Below are 19,439 nucleotides of genomic sequence, written 5' to 3'. Positions count from 1 at the left end.
CCTGGCTTTTTGTTATCCAAAAATTGTTTCCCACAGTAAGTAAATATTTAACGTAACAACAATGACTACGACAAACCAACCTAAAACAGTTGTAATACGGTGATTAACTAGGCTTCCCATAATGTCTCGTTTACTTGTAAACATAACAAGAGGGACAAGTGCAAAGGCAATACCAAATGATAAAACAACTTGACTAAGAACGAGAGCATAGGTAGCATTCACACCAGAGGCAATGATTGCAAGTGGTGGCACCATGGTAATCGCTCTACGTAAATAAAGAGGTATTTTTCTTTGAATGAAGCCCTGCATGACTACATCACCTGCTAAAGTCCCTACAGAGGAGCTAGCAAGCCCTGCAATAAGTAAACCAAGACCAAAGGAAATGGCAGCCATTGGGCCCAGAACATCTTTTAAGCCATTATAGGCAACATCTAAATCTTCAACTACAACGCCTTGGGTATGGAATACTGCTGCGGCAATTATGAGCATGCTCATATTGATGGCACCAGCAATAATCATAGCGATGATAATATCGATAAATTCAAAACGGAAAATACGTTTTTTTTCTGCCTCATTTCGACCAATAATACGACTTTGAGTTAAAGAAGAATGTAAGTAAATAGCATGAGGCATAACGGTTGCACCTAAAATACCTGTTGCTAATAATAGTGAATCTACACCTTCAAAGTGTGGTGTGAACATGCCAATCGCCACATCGCCCCATGCTGGCTGCGCTAAAAATGTTTGGAAGGCAAATGCCAATACAACAATTAAAACCATGCCAGAAATACCTGCTTCAAAGGCTCTAAATCCTCTTCTTTGCAACTCTAAAATAGCGAATGAACCTACTGCTGTAATCAATGCGGCGGGAAGCATTGGGATATTAAAAAGTAAATAAAGCCCTAATGCTGCTCCGATAAATTCCGCGAGGTCTGTGGCAATGATGACCAATTCCGCCTGTATCCATAAAAAGATAGATGTTTTTTTAGAAAAATGCTCGCGTGCTACTTCAGGTAAATTTTTTCCTGTCGCAATCCCAAGCTTGGCAGACAGGGACTGAATTAACACGGCCATTAAATTAGAAAAGGCTATAACCCAAAGTAGCAGGTAGCCGTATTGAGAGCCTGCTGTAATATTTGTAGCAAAATTGCCAGGATCAATATAGGCAACTGCTGCAATGAAAGCAGGTCCTAAAAATGGCAAGAATCTTCGCCAACCTTTTATATCTCCATCTAAAACTGCCTCTGCAGACGATTTTGTGACTCGTTTGTAAACCATATTGTTCCCTCGTTTCAAAAAGTATCGTCAGTGAAATAAAGTTTCCTATAGGAAAATAAGATATTAGTATTCTAACGCTAGGAATAAAAAAAGTGAAGTAGTTTGCTTTATCCTTCTAAAATAAGTATGCTCTTTTGGATGAAGTGAATGAGTAGAAAAATTAAATTGCAGGAAAAATTCGAAATTTATAGAACTAATGAAATGAAGAAGGGAGACAAGGTGATGGATATGGTATGGGTAAAATCAAAAGTAACAATTCCACGTACAGTGCCAAATGTATTAGAGAGGAAGAAATTATTTTCTATTTTATCTAACAATAGAATGAAGAAACTAACCATTATACGGTCAGCCGCAGGATACGGAAAGACGACTCTTTTAAGTCTGTGGTTGAAGCATATTGATGAATCGGTAGCATGGTTTACTATCGATCAGAATGACAATGATCCTGTGAGATTTTTAAAGTACTTAATACATACATTATCTTTTAGCATATTGAATGTAGAACAAAAGTTAAACAATATACTAGATGAAACACCACCTTTTGAAATAATTATAGATACACTGTTAAACGATTTAGATACATATAAAGAAAATATTCATATTGTTTTTGATAATTTTCAAGAAATCCACAACCCTCAAATTCATCAAATTATCAATCGACTTATTGAATATTTACCAGCCAATGTACGGATCTATATAACTACACGAACTAATTTAGAACTTCCACTAGCAAAATGGCGTGTAAAAGGTTGGATACTAGAAGTCGGGACGGGTCAATTATGTTTTGATTTAGAAGAGCTACAATCTTTCTTTAATTCTGTTACTAATGATGAACAGAAGGATGCGCTGAAGCCTTTATTAAAGACTACAGGGGGCTGGATAGCAGGTATCCAACTGATAAAGCTATCAACAGGTGGAATGATAGGTAATCTTAGTAGTGAAGAAATTTTAGCCAAAGCTAGTTCATATATACATGAGTACTTCATGCAAGAAATTCTTTTAATATTACCTCAAGAATTGCAAGATTTTCTAGTAAGAACTTCCATTTTAAACTACTTAGATCCGAGTGTTTGTGGATCCATCACGAACGGATTAGATAGTTTAACTACATTCTCAGAGCTGGAGAAAAATTGTTTGTTTATCGAACAAGTACAAGCTCATCCACCCGTTTATCGTTACCAAACTTTATTTAGGCATGCCCTACAGGTAGAATTTCAAAGGCAATATTCCTATGAAATGATTACCTCTATTTATTACGAAGCAGCCACTAATTTATGCCAAAGAGAAGACTATGTAGCGGCAATTGAGCTTGCTTTAAATGGCGAATTATACAAGCTTGCACATGAATGGATTCAAAAATATTTAGTCGAAATATTTGCCGAGGGACATACTCTATTATTCGGGCAGTGGATACAGAAATTAAGGAATGCTCAGTTTCCAGTAGATATTAATATGCTTGTCTTATATATTACTACTCTGTTTTCAACCCATGAAATTGATCAGGCGAATAAAATCATAGAGGAACTATTATTTAAACAAAATAAATGGAAATGGATGGAGGGTTTTCAGTTCATTGCTGTATCAAAAATCTTTGAAATTATACATGCTTATATAGGTTATATGGAAGATGGAGACATTGAAAAGGCAAAAGTAGGTTTACAAACACGCGTAAATGTAAGAAAGAATAAGTCATCTTTATATCATATTTCTTTAAAATATAATCAATTTGAGCCTAGAATTTTATGTACTTTTGTAGGTGCAAAAGGAAAATTCTTACCAGTAGAAAAAATGGATGAACTGATTCACGTGTTGAATGAAAGTGAAATAAGGGAGCGAAATATTACAGGCGTTACCTATGGATTACTAGCTGAAATTTTGTATGAAATAAATGATTTAGATAGAGCAAGTAAAGAGTTAGAAATCGGTTTACAATATGGTTTACATTTTCAAGATCCAGGATTATTTATACCAATGTACTTATTAAAGGCTCGTATTTATATGACTAAAAAACTATTCGAAGAAGCACATCTGTTATTGCTTGAAGCTATGAAGGAAACCGATAAACCTTATTGGATAGGTATGCTCTATATTATGAAAGCACAATCTTATTTATTGGAAGGAAATATTTCATATGCACAACAGGAATTTTTTAGAGTGACGGATTTTATCAATTATAGAATTGCATCAAAAAATCCATTTTATTTATTAGTTCAAGGTAAAATTCTATATGCTAAAAATCAACTGGAGGAAGCATTGCAAATTGCTATTCGTTTAAAAGAAGGAGCAACTCAGGAAAAGCAAATCGTTACGCTTATTGAAGCGGGCTTGCTAGAAGCCATTTGTCATTTTTCACTTGGTAAAGAGGATTTCGCTTTAACAGTATTACATGATGCTCTTGAACTTGGAGTGTCCTATGGGTATTACCGTACATTTATAGAGGAGGATTCTATCTGGCCATTACTTAATAAATACTGGCGCCTACGTCAGCATAATAAGGGAGATACATTTAAGTCAGTGCCGTTAGCCTATGTAAATAAACTATTACTGAATGACAGCACAGAAGATGAGTTTTTCACTAACTTTACTGCAAGAGAAAAAGATGTTCTGCAATTACTCGCAGAAGGTGCTTCTAATAAGGAGATTGCACAACAATTGCAGCTGACAGAGGGAACAATTCGTATATATTTAACAGGAATTTACAGTAAAATAAGCGTGAAATCTCGCACGAAGGCCATTTTATGGGCAAAAGAATGGCTAGGCTTTTAAAGTTGTTAAAGAGAAAGGAGGTCTACATGTGCCAAATATTTTAGTAGCCTCAAAAACAACAGTCCCTCAAACGGGCAAGCAAATTATTGAGCGAGAACGATTAAATGCCATTCTACTCCAGTCAACAGCAAAACTTATAGTAGTACAAGCGCCAGCAGGGTATGGTAAAACCACTTTGTTAAGTAGTTGGTTTCAGCAACTTGAAACGACAGTTGCATGGTATACGGTGGACCAAACAGACAATGATCCCATTCGTTATTGGAAGTATTTAATTCACGCTATTGGTCATTCCTTGCAGCCTGAAGCTGCCTCACGGATTGATTCTATACTCCATGCTCAACCACAGTTACCATTAGAGTTTTTAGTGGACTCTCTCTTATATGAATTATCGCTATCTACTAAAAAGATTCATATTATGATTGATGATTATCATCATATTCATAATATTGCTATCCATCAAGCGATGACTCGACTAATTGATTTCTTACCTGAAAATTGCTTTATTTATTTGACTAGTAGATCAACTATTTCATTACCTATTGCAAAGTGGAGATTAAACCATTGCTTGCTTGAAATTGGTTTAGAGCAACTTCTTTTTACGTATGAAGAGACAAAAGAATTTTATAAAAATTTAAATAAAAAGCTGGATGTAAAGGTATTTCAAAAGGTTTTTGAGATAACAGAGGGCTGGCCAACAGGGTTGCAATTAACTAATTTAGCGGATTTTCATAATGTAGAAAAAGAGTTAAAAGAAAGTAATTTATATGTGTTCCAATATTTAATGAGTGAGGTTTTTTCCAAACTAGCACCATCCCTCCAAATTTTTCTTCTTTATACTTCACTTTTGGAACAATTAACCGCTGATACCTGTAATGTCCTAACAAACCGTACTGATGCTCACCTAGTCTTATTAGAGCTTGATCAACAAGGATTATTTATTAGCAGAGTAGAAGCAAAAGAACAGGTTTTTCGATATCACAATTTATTTAGAGAAGCATTGCGCCAAGAGTTGAGCAATCGTTTTACTCAGCAGGATATTTTGTATTTATATGAAAAGGCAGCTGTGGCTTTATATAATAATGGAAATTTTTTATCTGCTATAGAGCTTGCTTTAAGCGGCAACGTATTTATGTATGCTGAACAATGGATTCAGGAGCATCTTGTAACATTTCTTTCCTGTGGACATTCAACATCTTATGTAAAATGGATTGATACATTTTTGTCTAATGGCTATGAGGTACACCCAGAGTTGATGGTAATGTATGCATATACACTCGCAGCATTACACAATTTAGAAGATGCTTATCGGACGATCTTAGACCTAGAACAAAAGCATAGGTCTAATCAATGGATGAATAAAAGTGAGTATGCATCTGCTGTCGATGATTTTCTAGGTGTGAAAGCCTATGTCTTTGTCATGAAAAACGGAGATCTTTCTCAAGCTGGGGAATATATTCGACAAAGACTGGAGAGAAATCCAGTCGGGTCCAAATGGGACGCAATATTTATACAATATAATCAATCAGAGCCTATGTTGTTTAGAACAAATATCGGGTCTCGAGGAAAGTTACTTTCAGATGAACAGGCTATGTCTTATTTTGCTAAGTTTAGAACAGGGAAATTTAAAAACTTAAGTATGACGGGCTATAGCTATGGCGTGCGTGCAGAAAAATTATATGAGTGGAACCAATTTGCTGAGCTATCAACAGAATTAGAGGAAGCTATACGTTCTGGACATCAATTTCAAGATGCAGGATTGTTAGTACCGATGTATATTCTTAAAAGTAAAATAGCCGTGTTAGAACAGCAATATATAGTTGCTCAAGGGGTTTTAGATCATGCAATTGAAGCTGTCAATGAACGCCAGTGGATTGATAGTATAAGAGTAATGAAGGCACTTTTATTTTTACGTGAAGACAATGTTGTCCAAGCAGAACAGGAGTTAGCTAAGGTCAAAGTAGGTAAGGATTTTCCATTTTATTTGCTAGTAAAAGCACGTTATTTACTCATGGAAGGACATCTACTAGCAGCGCAGCAATTGATTATAAAGGTGCAATCACAGGCGCAACAACAAGAACAGCTATCTACTCGTATAGAAGCGACAATTTTATTAGCCATATGTTTGGTTGAGCAAGGACAAGCAGATGAGGCGTTAGAAAAATTACACCAAGCCTTGAAATTAGCCGAACCATATCAATATATCAGAACCTTTATAGATGAGCCTCAAACATATGCTTTATTAAAAAAATATGCCGCTATTCGAAAGCAATCTTTTGAAATGGAGTGGAGGGAGGTTTCCATGAGCTACGTTGAGCACTTGCTCCAATGTGTTCAAAAGTATAAGCAAATTTCACCATTGGCGTCCCTTACAACTCGTGAACAGGAAATATTTTTATTATTATCAGAAGGTGCTTCAAATAAAGAAATAGCCGAGCAATTATTTTTATCTGAAGGTACCATACGTGTCTATCTATCGGGGATTTATAGTAAGTTAGGTGTTAAAAATCGAGCGCAGGCAATATTATCAAAACAATCCAAATAAAACAAACCGCTATCAATTTTTTGATAGCGGTTTGTTTATAGTTAGTGAAAAATTAACATTCCTCAATAGTAGAAGTAAATTGATTTTTTTATGATAAAGAAGAGTGTTTTCCTTATATAGAAGCATTATCGAAAGGATTCACAAAGGAAGGGGACTATGTTGAAGCTGAAAATTTACAGAAGGAGAGAGGATGAATGAAGAAAAACATTACCATTATACTTATGGTATTACTGCTCTTTTTCCAATGGGGGCAACCCCTGACCTATGCGAATGAACAAAATGACATAGAAGAAAAAGTTCAAGAAGCAGGTGGAAATGAAGTAGATAATAAGAGTGAAGTTGAAGATCATGAGGAAATAGATAGCAATCGTCATTTAACCAATTTCATTACAAGCGAATTTGAGATACAACCAAATAGCACCGGTGTAACGATTATAAAATATTTAGGCGCGGGGGGACCTGTGATTATTCCTGAAATTATTGGAGGGAAGCCCGTAACAATTATAGGAAATCTCGCGTTTTACGACTCTAAACTAACAGAAATAGTGATTCCTGAAAGTGTAATAACGATAGGTGATTGGGCTTTTGCAGATAATCTGCTGAGCACGGTGGTGATTCCCGATAGTGTGACGGATATAGGACGTTGGACATTCCACAACAATAAATTAACAAGCGTGGCCATTTCAAAAAGCATCACTACCATAGGATATCAAGCATTTTATGGTAATCAGCTAGTACATGTAGATATACCTGATGGTGTTACTGATATAGAGCATCAGGCGTTTTTTGGAAATCGAATAACAACTGTAAATATTCCTGATAGTGTAACAAAAATAGGTACCCGAGCTTTTACAAGCAATCGGATAACTAATATAAAGATTCCAAATAGCGTAACAAGTATAGGAGATGAGGCATTTGCCTATAATCAGTTAATTAATGTGGAACTTCCAAACAGTATATCAAGTATAGGAAATAATGTATTTGAAAGTAATAAGATAACAACTGTAAACATTCCAAATAGTGTTACAAGTATAGGGAAGGGAGCATTTCAAGCTAATTACTTAACAAATATAGAACTTCCAAATAGTCTTCTTAGTATAGGAAATCTGGCATTTTATAATAATCAGTTAAAAAGTATAGTCATTCCTAATAATGTTACAAGTATAGGGGATTGGGCATTTGGACAAAATCGTCTTACATCTATAGAGCTTCCAGATAGTCTTCTTAGTATAGGAAATCTGGCATTTAATGATAATCAATTATCGAATGTTTCTTTCCCAAACAGTTTAACGAGCATTGGGGATAGGGCATTTGAATTTAATCGGTTACAATGGGTTCAATTTAATAGCCCATTAATGATAGGAGCAAATACATTTATCAGCCAAGGTGTTACTTTTGAAGGTTGGTACCAGGATTTATCATGGGTAACACAATGGGATGGAAATGTAACACAGCCATTAAGAATTTATGCCAAGGGAAATGTACAACAGTACACAGTTACATTTGAAACAAATACTGATACCACCATAGAGGTACAGAAAGTACTGGCTGGAGAAAAGGCGGTAGTCCCAGATGCTCCAGTGAAAGCAGGTTTTACATTTGGTGGTTGGTATAAGGATGAAGAATTGAATATACCCTGGAGCTTTGATACAGATGTGATAACAGAGAATATAATCTTGTATGCCAAATGGGAAAAGGTAGCCACGCAATATACGGTGAATTTTGAAACAAATGGAGGAAGTACAGTAGTATCACAGAAGGTAACTGAAGATACCTTGGCAACAAAGCCAGCGGACCCAACAAAAGCTGGCTATGAGTTTGCAGGTTGGTATATGGATCCCGCATTCAGTACACCATGGAATTTTGCAACGGATAAGGTAACCGAAAATACAACCTTGTATGCCAAATGGGAAAAGATAGCCACACAATATACGGTGAATTTTGAAACAAATGGAGGAAGTACAGTAGTATCACAGAAGGTAACGGAAGACACCTTAGCAATAAAGCCAGCAAACCCAATAAAGGCAGGCTATGAATTTGCAGGTTGGTATATGGATCCCGCATTCAATACACCATGGAATTTTGCAACGGATAAGGTAACCGAAAATACAACCTTGTATGCCAAATGGGAAAAGGTAGCCACGCAATATACGTTGGATTTTGAAACAAATGGAGGAAGTACAGTAGTATCACAGAAGGTAACTGAAGACACCTTAGCAATAAAGCCAGCAAACCCAATAAAGGCAGGCTATGAATTTGCAGGTTGGTATATGGATCCCACATTCACCACACCATGGAATTTTACAACGGATAAGATAACCGAAAATACAACCTTGTATGCAAAATGGGAAAACGCCGTCGCACAGTATACGGTGGATTTCGAAACAAATGGAGGAAGTGCAGTAGCATCACAGACGGTAACTAAAGATACCTTAGCAACAAAGCCAGTAAATCCCACAAAGGCTGGCTATATATTTACAGGCTGGTATAAGGATATTAATCTCACAATACCATGGGATTTTTCCAAAGATGTAGTGAAGGCCAATCTTACATTATATGCCCATTGGGTAACAGGCGGTTCAACGGGTGGTGGAGGAAGTATATCTCCGAATCCAGCCCCAATACCGGAGCCTACCATACCTATAAAACCACAGCCTAAACCTGAAGAGCCAACTGATCCACAGCCAACAGAGTCAGCACCCCAACAAGAGTCAGATATCATCTTCTCAGATATTTCTCAAGAACATTGGGCATGGACGATGATTCAGGAGATGGCAAGGCAGGGCATTATTACAGGCTATCAAGACGGCACCTTCAAGCCAAATGCACCAATTCAGCGCCAGCATGTTGCCCTGATGTTAACCAGAGCATTAGAGCTAGAACCGAAAAAAGAGGCGTTTATATTTGAGGATATTCCTGAAAGTCATCTCTATTTTGAGGAAATTAAGCAAGTGCAACAAGCAGGACTGTTTGATGGCATAGATGGAAACTTCCAACCAAAATCTAATATGACACGTTCACAAATGGCCAAAGTATTGGTAGAGGCTTTAAACTTAACTGCCCATAAGAAAGAAACATTTAATGATGTATCTGCAGCTCATTGGGCATACAATTATATTGCTATTCTTGCGTCAAACGGTATCACAATAGGTGATCAAGGTAATTTTAGACCTAATGATGCTGTTACACGGGCAGAATTCGCAATCTTTTTATATAGAGCCCTCTCTCAATAAGAATAAATCCCATCACTGGTGTGATAAGACTACCAATGATGGGATTTTTGTATTTACCTAAAAATAATTAACATTCCTCAATAGTAGGAGTAAATAATTACCTTTAAGATGAAGAAGAATTATTTCATTTTTAAAGAAAGGAGAGACTATATGAAAGCAAAAAGTGTTAGATATGGAATATGGTTTACACTATTTATCTTCATGATGTTAGTGAAAATCCCTTTTACTTTTGCTAATGAAGCTGATTATGATGTGGAAGATAGCCCTGATGGATCGATAACTATAAAGACATACACAGGTACTGGCGGAGACATGGTAATTCCTCATCAAATACAAGGGAAAATCGTAACAGGGATAGACGCTTGGGTGTTTACTAATAAAAATCTGACAAGCCTCACGATACCAGAAACAATAACAACAATTGGTGCTTATGCTTTTTATCAAAATCAGTTAACAAGTGTGACACTGCCAAGTAATCTAACGAACATTAGTGATGGTGTATTTTCCTTAAACCAACTAACAAATGTGATACTTCCAAATAATCTAAGTAGTATCGGAAATTATGCATTTTCTGGAAATTTGCTAGAAAGCGTAGATATACCTAAAAGTGTTATTAGTATAGGAGATCATGCATTTTCAACAAATGATATTGTCAATGTGAAAATTCCAGAGGGTGTAAAAATAATAGGGTCAAATGCATTTGCAAGGAATGATATTGAAAGTTTAGAGATACCAGAAAGTGTGAAAACCATTGGAGATGAAGCCTTTTCAAATAATTACCTAAAGGAAATCATTATATATTCTAAAGATGTTGAAATAGGTGATGATGCTTTTATAGGGCATAGTCCTAACCTTGTTATTTATGCTCCAGAGAATTCTTCTGCAAAAGAGTATGCAGATAGGTTGAATATAAACTTTCAAGGTATAAATTCTCCAGATCCTGTCAATGAAGCGGATTATGAGTGGACAAAAAATAGGGATGGGTCAGTAACGATTAGAGATTACATAGGTACTGATATGGCAATAACCATTCCAAGTCAGCTAGATGGCAGGGTAGTAACAGCAATAGGTAGTGGAGCATTTGGTGAAAAAGGTCTTACGCAGGTAATTATACCAGACAGTGTAACAAGCATTGGAGATGTGGCATTTGCAGAAAATCAATTAACGTATGTGAAACTACCAAATAACCTTAAAAAGATAGGTGAAGGTGTATTCTTTACAAATAAACTTACTGCTATAGAAATACCAGATCAAGTTACTCAAATTGGCTCATATGCATTTTTAGATAATGCACTTGCTACAGTTAAGCTGCCAAATCAACTTAAGACAATTGGGGATTTCGCATTTATGGAGAACCAATTAACAAACATTGAGTTACCAGCAACTTTGGAGACTATAGGAGAATGGGCGTTTTCAGATAATCACATAACCTCTTTAATAATACCTACTAGTGTCGTAAGTATAGGAGCGTATGCATTTGCTACCAATGAACTTTCAAATGTAACGATTCCCTCAAGTATAACAAGTATAGCGGAAAGTGTATTTCTCGATAATCAGCTTACAAGTATAGAGATTCCTAGTAGTGTAACGAATATTGGTAGATGGGCCTTTGGGGAGAATAGACTTAGTAGCATCGAAATTCCTAAAAATGTAATGACTTTAGAGGATAATGCCTTTAATGACAATAATCTTAAACAAGTGAAAATATTATCGGATGCAACGATTCTTTTAGAAGATATTTTTAATGCAAATCCAAGTAATTTAATTATTTATGGTCATGATGCATCGACTGCTCAAGCCTATGCCAATCAAAATAATCACCAGTTCGAGTTACTTACTTATCAAATTATCTATCATGGAAATGGCTCTGAACATGGAAATCCACCAGTAGATATGAATATGTATCCAAGAAATACTCCAGCAACGATCTTAGATAATATAGGATCTTTAGAAAAAACTGGCTATACATTTGATGGTTGGAACAGCACTAACGTGGGAGATGGTATAGATTATACAGTCAATAGCATTGTTGATATTGAAGAATCCAATCTTGCCTTGTATGCGAAATGGAAAGCAAATTCATATGTTGTCACATTTAATACAAATGGGGGGACAGCAATCAATCCTATTACAGTAAATTATAAGGCACTAGTAAGTAAACCAGTAATTCCTATAAAACCAGGGTATACATTTTTAGGCTGGTATAAGGATGCTCAATTCACCACACCATGGAATTTTACAACGGATATGATAACCCAAAATACAACCTTGTATGCAAAATGGGAAAACGTCGTCGCACAGTATACGGTGGATTTCGAAACAAATGGAGGAAGTGCAGTAGCATCACAGAAGGTAACAAAAGATACCTTAGCAACAAATCCAGTAAATCCAACAAAGGCAGGCTATACATTTACAGGCTGGTATAAGGATATTGAACTGACGATACCATGGAATTTTTCTAAAGATGTAGTGAAGGCCAATATTACATTATATGCCCATTGGGTAACAGGCGGTTCAATGGGTGGTGGAGGAAGTATATCCCCGAATCCAGCCCCAATACCGGAGCCTACCATACCTATAAAACCAGAGCCTAAACCTGAAGAGCCAATTGATCCACAGCCTACAGAGTCAGTACCCCAACCAGAGCCAGATATTATCTTCACAGATATTTCTCAACGTCATTGGGCATGGAAGATGATACAGGAGATGGCAAGACAGGGCATTATTACAGGCTATCAAGATGGCACGTTCAAGCCAAATGCACCAATTCAGCGCCAGCATGCTGCTCTGATATTAACAAGAGCATTAGAGCTAGAACCGAAAAAAGATGCGCGAGAATTTAACGATATACCTAAAAGCCATCTCTATTTTGGGGTAATCGATCAGGTGCAACAAGCAGGTCTGTTTGAAGGCATAGATGGGAACTTCCAGCCAACTACTAATATGACACGCGCTCAAATGGCAAAAGTATTAGTTCTTGCCTTTAATTTAACTTCATCGAATAAAGATACGTTCAAGGATGTGCCAAAAACACACTGGGCCCACAACTTTATCGCAATACTTGCAGGAAATGGGATCACAATTGGAGATAATGGCAACTTTAGACCAAATGATCCTGTAACACGTGCGGAGTTTGTAGCATTTTTGTATAGAGCTTTGCATCAATAATTAAAAACCTCACCAATGGCTATCCATAAAGCTTTTGGTGAGATTTTTTTGTTCAAATTATTAACATTACTCAATAGTGCGTAAGGATGTAAATTATTATGCTAATAGAAAAGGAAGTGTTTCTATTGAAAATCGTTCGTCTTACCTTCTTCATATTATTCTTAAGTTTAGCTTTTGTATCGATTAAACTTTCAATTAAAACAGATGAAAGGAATTATGATTGGCGTAATAACTCTGATGGTACAGTGACAATTATTCATTACAATGGTCCTCATATAGAGTTTCCCTTTCCAAGCCGTTTAAATGGCAAAAAAGTTGCTAAAGTAAGTTCAGGAATTTTTGAGAGAAGGGATATTTAGAGCTTTTTACCGAAAGTTTATTAGTTAAAGTCATCCCCTTTGTCAAAAAAAGAAATGTGTGTTGTATTTCTCATCATTTTCTAATTAGACTTTCACCACTTGTATCGTATACGATGAAAAGAAAAGGCGAAGGACGGATTCGACATGACACATCGAATTTTAATTATAGAAGATGAAGAGAATATTGCGAGAGTGCTACAACTGGAGCTTCAATTTGAAGGATATGAGGCAGCGACGGCTCATACAGGAGCAGAAGGCTTACTACAATACCGTGAGCAGCAATGGGATTTAATTTTACTTGATATCATGCTACCTGAGATGAGCGGTATTGATGTGCTAAAGCGTATTCGTGCAACAGAATCTCAAACACCTGTTATCATGCTAACTGCCAAAAGCGAGGTAGAGGATAAGGTAAAGGGCTTGGATTTAGGAGCCAATGATTATGTGACAAAGCCTTTTGAAATTGAGGAGCTACTGGCACGAATTCGCAATGCATTACGGTTTTCACAGAAGGTAAGTCCAAAGCAAATAGCACTTACATTTGGCCATTTATCGATAAACGAGCAAACGAGGGAAGTTGTATATTTTGATAAGGAAATTCAGCTGACACCTCGTGAGTATGATTTGTTGTTCTATTTACTAAAGCATCCTAAACAAGTACTGACAAGGGAGCAAATATTAGAGGCTGTGTGGGGCTATGATTATTATGGGGATACAAATGTTGTGGACGTTTATATACGTTATGTACGACAAAAGCTTGAGGCTGCTAATCCAACACCTCTTATCCAGACAATTCGAGGTGTTGGATATGTGCTAAAGGAACACAGTTATGAGACTTAAAACAAAAATTCATCTACTAACAACATTGCTGATGCTAGTTATTGTAGTGGCAACAAATAGTGGAATTTATTTGTTGTATGAGAAATTTGCCTATGATACGGAATATAATCAGCTCCAGTCACGGGCAAATGATTTAAGCTCTACACTGAGTCAGTTAAATGCACAAACCAACCTACAGCAAGTATTAAGAGCTTATATGCCAACAGATGGTGCTGTTTATATTTATGATGGTGAACGTTTGAAAACAAAGGTTCAAGCTACCCTTGAAATGCAAGAAGTCCCTGCCATTACCTTCACTATGCCTGCCATTTGGATCGACGGAACGGTGGTGGACATAACATTACAGCAATCTATGGAAGAAGTAGAACGGACATTAGATTTGTTAAAGGTCATCTTAGTTGTTGTATCTGTCGTGGCAACGATTCCAATTTTCCTAGCGAGCTTGGTACTTGGGCGACTTATTTTATTACCGCTAGAACGTTTAAATGAGACCATGCGCAAAAGTGCATCTACTGGGAAATATGAAAAAATAGATACTACAGAAAAAGGTGGGGACGAGTTAATAAACATTAACCGCACTTTTAATATAATGATGGAGAAGCTTGAACAACATTATCAAAAGCAACAAGAATTTGTATCAAATGCCTCTCACGAGTTAAAAACTCCTATAACTGTCATTGAAAGTTATGCAAAACTACTCCTAAGAAGGGGTTTTGATAATCGTGAGGTTGCTCAGGAATCCTTACAGGCCATTGCCAATGAATCATCTCGTATGCATGAAATGGTGTTGCAATTGCTAGAGCTAGCTAAAAACAAAGAGCAATTGGACATTCATTTCGAACAACTAGAGCTTGCCCCTTTCTTAAATAAAGTAGCTTCACAAATGGAACAGGCTTATCATCGAACATTTAGAATTGATGCGCAGATACCAAAATTTATTTATAGTGATGAAAAAATATTGAAGCAACTACTTTTTATTTTGCTGGATAATGCTAGGAAATATAGTGAGGATGAAGTACGTATTCAAGCCACTGAAACAACCAACCATGTACGTATTACCATCCAAGATTTTGGTATTGGTATTCCAGTCGAGCATATTCCTCATTTGTTTGAGCGTTTCTATCGTGTAACAGAGGATCGTAATCGTAAAACAGGTGGTTCAGGGCTAGGGCTAGCAATAGCACACGAACTGGCACAACAATTAGGTATAACGATAGATGTGAAAAGTAAGCTAGGGGAAGGCTCAAGCTTTACTTTATGTATACCAAAGGAGGGACAGCAATGAAAAAGTGGATGTTAGTAATTGTTGTTATTATCCTTCTTTGTAGTGGAGTAATTTGGTTTGTTCAACATCGTTATTTTTACGTTCAACCTCTTAGTGAAGCGCAGGCTATTCGGCATATTGAGACTATCTACAATGGTCATGTTACACAGGTTGAAAAACAAGGAAATAACTTTGAAATGCTTTTTACGCGTGACGATGTCAAGTATGCAGCTATACTCGATGTTACGACACAACAGGTGACTGATCTAATCCTGAAAGAAGGACATAGTAAATTACTTTTAACAGAAAAGCAGATCAGACAAATGGTTAAAAAGGAATATGGAGATATAGAAAGCGTTATGCTTACAGACTCCATTTACACTGTACGTGTTGAAAATGAGGAAATTCAAAAGGATTTAACGTTTGATGGTTATACTGGCGAACTACTGGCTGAGAAAAAGGTTGAGCCACAAGAACAACCTATCGAAGAGCCTATTATTACTGAGCAACAGGCCATTCAAATAGCTCTTAAGCAATTAAAGGGTGAAGTGGATTCAGTTGATTTTGAAGAAACCCCAGAGGGTGGTTACTATTTAGTTGAGATTGAAACGCAGGAGGACGAAGCTACATTTCAAATTCATGCTGTTTCAGGAAAAGTACTGTCTGTAACATGGGATGACGATCATTAAATCATTCTCATGAAATTCTAATGTTTCTCTTATAGTTCTATCATCTTCACTTGGTAAGCTAAGTTTAGATAAAACAAAGGAGAGATGAACATGAAAAAAATGATCATGATTCCAGCACTAGTAATTACACTGGGAGTGGGTGCAGCGATTGGCTCGACGACTTTATTATCAGGAAATGCCCAAGAAAAAAAGGTCTTATCCATGCAGGAAATTGAGAAGAAAGCTCTAGCGGTAGTGGATGGTACAGTTGCCAATATCGAGTTTGACCAAAATCAGTTTAGCTCTATTTATGAAGTAGAGGTGTATACAGATACAGAAGAATATGATTTAAAATTTGATGCTTATAGTGGAAAATTGCTCAAGCAGAAAAAGGAACGTCTAGATGACGATGATTGGGATGATCATATTCCTGCTACGACTGCTACAACAAAAATAATTACAAAAGAGCAGGCTATCAAGACAGCCCAAACAAAAGCAAAGGGTAAAGTGACAAAAATTAAGCTTGATGATGGTGTATATGAAATTGAACTGAAAGACGGTCAATATGAATACGAAGTAGATGTGGATGCAGTCTCTGGGAACATTATCGACTTTGAACAAGGCTTTGATGACTAATATAATGAGCTGTCTTGAAGGTAGAATATACCTTTAAGGCAGTTTTTATTGTTTATATTGTGGGTATTGACTAGGTATTCAGGAAATTTTCTTTAAGAAGCGATTATTTATATGTTCAAAAAAAGCCTATGCTTTTACTCAAAAAAGAGAAAAATTTTCTTCTTTACTTTTTCAATTAGCAGGCGTAATATGACATCATTATAAAAGTTTCAAATTTCTAAATCGCTGAAGCAACTAAACGCGGGGGAACCAATTTTGATGGATGGCATAGCCATTCTTGGGGTGAATCTCTTCCTTGTGGAGGAGTAGGGCTACTCAGGCCCGAATCCGACAGCTAACCTCGTAAGCGTTAAGAGCAGAAAAGTGGAGCTTGGCAGACGGATGAGCGTCTACAGGTCTTATTTAGTGATGACTTGTAGGCGTTTTTTGATGTAATTTAGAAAGGCGAAACACATTCTATGAAACTAGAAGGTGTTTATCAATGAAATCCTCATTCAAACGTTATGTAATCGGCAAACCATTAAGATCCGATGCGTTAGGGGAACAAAAGCTCAGTAAAACAAAGGCACTGGCCATATTATCGTCAGATGCATTGTCATCAGTAGCCTATGGACCAGAACAAATTTTAATTGTCCTAATGACGGTAGGTACAATGGCGTTTTGGTATTCTTTACCTATTGCCGCTGGAGTGGTTATTCTACTCGTGGCACTGATTTTATCCTATCGTCAAGTTATCTTCGCCTATCCACATGGGGGAGGCGCCTATGTCGTATCACGAGAAAATTTAGGCGTGAATGCAGGTCTTGTTGCAGGGGGTTCTTTGCTTGTTGATTATATTTTAACGGTAGCAGTAAGTGTGTCGGCCGGGACAGATGCCATTACATCTGCATTTCCAAGTCTTCATGCTTATAATGTACCCATTGCTATTATATTTGTGATTTTCTTAACGATTTTAAACTTGCGAGGTGTAACAGAGTCAGCTTCTATCTTGGCGTACCCAGTTTATATATTTGTAGGCGTTATGCTGTTGCTAATCGGGATTGGGCTCTATAATGTGGCAACTGGACAGGTGCCTGCAGAGCTACATCCAAAGATTGGCACACCAGTGGCAGGGATTAGCCTATTTATTTTATTAAAGGCATTTGCTTCAGGAAGCTCAGCGTTAACAGGAGTAGAGGCTATTTCTAACGCTATACCTAATTTTAGAAATCCTGCCCCGAATAATGCTGCTAAAACGCTTTTAGCAATGGGCGCCATTTTAGCCGTTTTATTCATCGGGATTGTTAGTCTAGCTTATTTTTATGGCGTTGCACCAACAGCAGAAGCAACAGTCGTTTCCCAACTAGCAGAAGCTAGTGTTGGTCGGAATTTTCTTTATTATATTGTACAGGGGACAACGGCAATGATTTTAGTACTTGCCGCAAACACAGGATATTCAGCATTTCCCTTGCTTGCTGTGAATTTATCGAAGGATGGTTTTATTCCACGAATCTTCCAAATTCGTGGGGACCGTCTTGGCTATTCAAATGGTATTTTAATGCTAGGTATTGCAGCCAATTTTTTAATTATACTTTTTGACGGGGCCACAGAGCATTTAATTCCGCTCTATGCAGTAGGCGTATTTATTCCCTTTACATTAGCGCAAACGGGAATGATGAGAAAATGGTGGCGCGAAAAACCTAAAGGCTGGGTAGCAAAATTTACGATCAATACAATTGGGGCTGCTATCTCTTTCATCGTGGCAATGATGTTTTTTGTGACAAAAATGCCTCAAGTATGGCCAGTGTTTATCTTTTTACCAATTATTATTTTTGTATTCCATCGCATTAAGCAACATTATCAAGCTGTTGGAGAACAGTTAAGATTAAATCATGAAGAACTGGCTACTATTGAGGGGAATGTTTTCATTGTGCCAGTAGCTGGTATAACAAAGGTGGTTGAAAACTCCCTACATTATGCCAAATCACTTAAGGTTGATAAAGTGATAGCCTTTTACGTAGCTTTCGATCAAGCAGATGCAAAAGCTTTTGAAGAGAAGTGGAACGCCTGGCAACCTGATGTACGATTAGTTACCTACTATTCACCATATCGCAGCATTACACAGCCATTAATTAAATTTATTGATAAAGTAGAACATCAATGTACGAAGACAGGTCATAAAGTTACAGTTGTTATCCCTCAATTCTTACCGAAAAAAGGGTGGCATCATATGCTACACAACCAATCGAGTCTTCTCATTCGTACATCACTGTTATTTCACAGAAATGTCGTCATTATGACAGTACCGTTCCATTTATCAAAATAATGCTAGCAAGCTAGAAAATAGTCTGTTATAATCAGTACGTTGATTGAAAACACGAACGTTTACAATTAAAAAGTTCCAGAATACCATTAAATTCCGAAAAATCAAACTTTTTTTGGTGAGAGATAGTAGCCCTTACCGAATAAAGTGATAAATTGGTTATTCTGATAGTTTCATACAAATCCACTCATATAATAGCGAGAATAGGGCTCGCAAGTTTCTACCGATTTACCGTAAATGAATCGACTATGGGTAGCAATGCTTTTAGAGAACTTCAATTTAATGATGTTTTCTATTCATTTCGACGTTTTTGCGCTGAATGCTTTGCTCCACTCGTAGCAGAATGGAATCAAAGTATTCAGCGTTTTTTTATAATTTTTTAC

General features: G+C 36.8%; 11 protein-coding genes and 2 riboswitches. Of the genes, 10 read left to right on the top strand and 1 reads right to left on the bottom strand.

The features are described 5' to 3' along the window. Positions 1–12: 12 nt before the first annotated feature. Positions 13–1,278, bottom strand: a complete 1,266-nt coding sequence (locus tag ACMGGO_RS21405; RefSeq protein ID WP_420282243.1) for an Nramp family divalent metal transporter — start codon at positions 1,276–1,278, stop codon at positions 13–15. A gap of 147 nt (positions 1,279–1,425) precedes the next feature. On the opposite strand from ACMGGO_RS21405, the gene ACMGGO_RS21400 reads away from it, so the two are divergent. From ACMGGO_RS21400 to ACMGGO_RS21355, 10 genes are all read left to right on the top strand, one after another. Then, a complete protein-coding gene (locus tag ACMGGO_RS21400; RefSeq protein ID WP_420282242.1) occupies positions 1,426–4,044 on the top strand; it encodes a LuxR C-terminal-related transcriptional regulator in 2,619 nt (872 codons plus the stop codon). Positions 4,045–4,072: 28 nt separating this feature from the next. Then, positions 4,073–6,586: a LuxR C-terminal-related transcriptional regulator gene (locus tag ACMGGO_RS21395; RefSeq protein ID WP_420282241.1), complete on the top strand. Its 2,514-nt coding sequence runs from the start codon at positions 4,073–4,075 to the stop codon at positions 6,584–6,586. A gap of 194 nt (positions 6,587–6,780) precedes the next feature. Beyond that, positions 6,781–9,819 (top strand): InlB B-repeat-containing protein, encoded by a 3,039-nt coding sequence (locus ACMGGO_RS21390; RefSeq protein ID WP_420282240.1) that lies wholly within the window; start codon positions 6,781–6,783, stop codon positions 9,817–9,819. A gap of 150 nt (positions 9,820–9,969) precedes the next feature. After that, positions 9,970–12,987: a leucine-rich repeat protein gene (locus tag ACMGGO_RS21385; RefSeq protein ID WP_420282239.1), complete on the top strand. Its 3,018-nt coding sequence runs from the start codon at positions 9,970–9,972 to the stop codon at positions 12,985–12,987. Positions 12,988–13,112: 125 nt separating this feature from the next. Beyond that, on the top strand, positions 13,113–13,346 hold the full coding sequence (locus ACMGGO_RS21380; RefSeq protein ID WP_420282238.1) for a hypothetical protein: 234 nt from the start codon (positions 13,113–13,115) through the stop codon (positions 13,344–13,346). 144 nt (positions 13,347–13,490) lie between these two features. Further along, positions 13,491–14,186, top strand: coding sequence for a response regulator transcription factor (locus ACMGGO_RS21375; protein ID WP_420282237.1), 696 nt, complete (start codon positions 13,491–13,493; stop codon positions 14,184–14,186). Further along, positions 14,176–15,471 carry a HAMP domain-containing sensor histidine kinase gene (locus ACMGGO_RS21370; protein WP_066038372.1) on the top strand — a complete coding sequence of 432 codons (1,296 nt, stop codon included), beginning with the start codon at positions 14,176–14,178 and terminating at the stop codon, positions 15,469–15,471. The genes ACMGGO_RS21375 and ACMGGO_RS21370 overlap by 11 nt, the downstream gene beginning before the upstream one ends. Further along, on the top strand, positions 15,468–16,139 hold the full coding sequence (locus ACMGGO_RS21365; RefSeq protein ID WP_066038373.1) for a PepSY domain-containing protein: 672 nt from the start codon (positions 15,468–15,470) through the stop codon (positions 16,137–16,139). The genes ACMGGO_RS21370 and ACMGGO_RS21365 overlap by 4 nt, the downstream gene beginning before the upstream one ends. Positions 16,140–16,229: 90 nt before the next feature. Beyond that, positions 16,230–16,754, top strand: a complete 525-nt coding sequence (locus tag ACMGGO_RS21360) for a PepSY domain-containing protein (RefSeq protein ID WP_054548692.1) — start codon at positions 16,230–16,232, stop codon at positions 16,752–16,754. A 213-nt stretch (positions 16,755–16,967) separates the two neighbouring features. Next, positions 16,968–17,117, top strand: a riboswitch (cyclic di-AMP (ydaO/yuaA leader). Positions 17,118–17,235: 118 nt separating this feature from the next. Beyond that, entirely contained in the window at positions 17,236–19,059 is a 1,824-nt protein-coding gene (locus tag ACMGGO_RS21355) for an APC family permease (RefSeq protein ID WP_066038374.1), read from the top strand. 164 nt (positions 19,060–19,223) lie between these two features. Continuing rightward, a riboswitch (purine riboswitch) is annotated at positions 19,224–19,325 on the top strand. Positions 19,326–19,439 lie beyond the last annotated feature (114 nt).

The sequence above is a fragment of the Lysinibacillus sp. BNK-21 genome (assembly GCF_048684915.1).
Lineage (GTDB): Bacteria > Bacillota > Bacilli > Bacillales_A > Planococcaceae > Lysinibacillus > Lysinibacillus capsici.
The sequence above is the reverse complement of the archived record's forward strand: the minus strand, read 5'-3'. Positions and strand labels throughout refer to the sequence as shown.

What these genes read in the sequence shown, in the direction of transcription:
- ACMGGO_RS21355 (WP_066038374.1), top strand. Translation starts at nt 17,236, where the DNA reads ATGAAATCCTCATTCAAACGTTATGTAATCGGCAAACCATTAAGATCC.
- ACMGGO_RS21360 (WP_054548692.1), top strand. Translation starts at nt 16,230, where the DNA reads ATGAAAAAAATGATCATGATTCCAGCACTAGTAATTACACTGGGAGTG.
- ACMGGO_RS21385 (WP_420282239.1), top strand. Translation starts at nt 9,970, where the DNA reads ATGAAAGCAAAAAGTGTTAGATATGGAATATGGTTTACACTATTTATC.
- ACMGGO_RS21405 (WP_420282243.1), bottom strand. Translation starts at nt 1,278, where the DNA reads ATGGTTTACAAACGAGTCACAAAATCGTCTGCAGAGGCAGTTTTAGAT.
- ACMGGO_RS21390 (WP_420282240.1), top strand. Translation starts at nt 6,781, where the DNA reads ATGAAGAAAAACATTACCATTATACTTATGGTATTACTGCTCTTTTTC.
- ACMGGO_RS21375 (WP_420282237.1), top strand. Translation starts at nt 13,491, where the DNA reads ATGACACATCGAATTTTAATTATAGAAGATGAAGAGAATATTGCGAGA.
- ACMGGO_RS21370 (WP_066038372.1), top strand. Translation starts at nt 14,176, where the DNA reads ATGAGACTTAAAACAAAAATTCATCTACTAACAACATTGCTGATGCTA.
- ACMGGO_RS21400 (WP_420282242.1), top strand. Translation starts at nt 1,426, where the DNA reads ATGAGTAGAAAAATTAAATTGCAGGAAAAATTCGAAATTTATAGAACT.
- ACMGGO_RS21365 (WP_066038373.1), top strand. Translation starts at nt 15,468, where the DNA reads ATGAAAAAGTGGATGTTAGTAATTGTTGTTATTATCCTTCTTTGTAGT.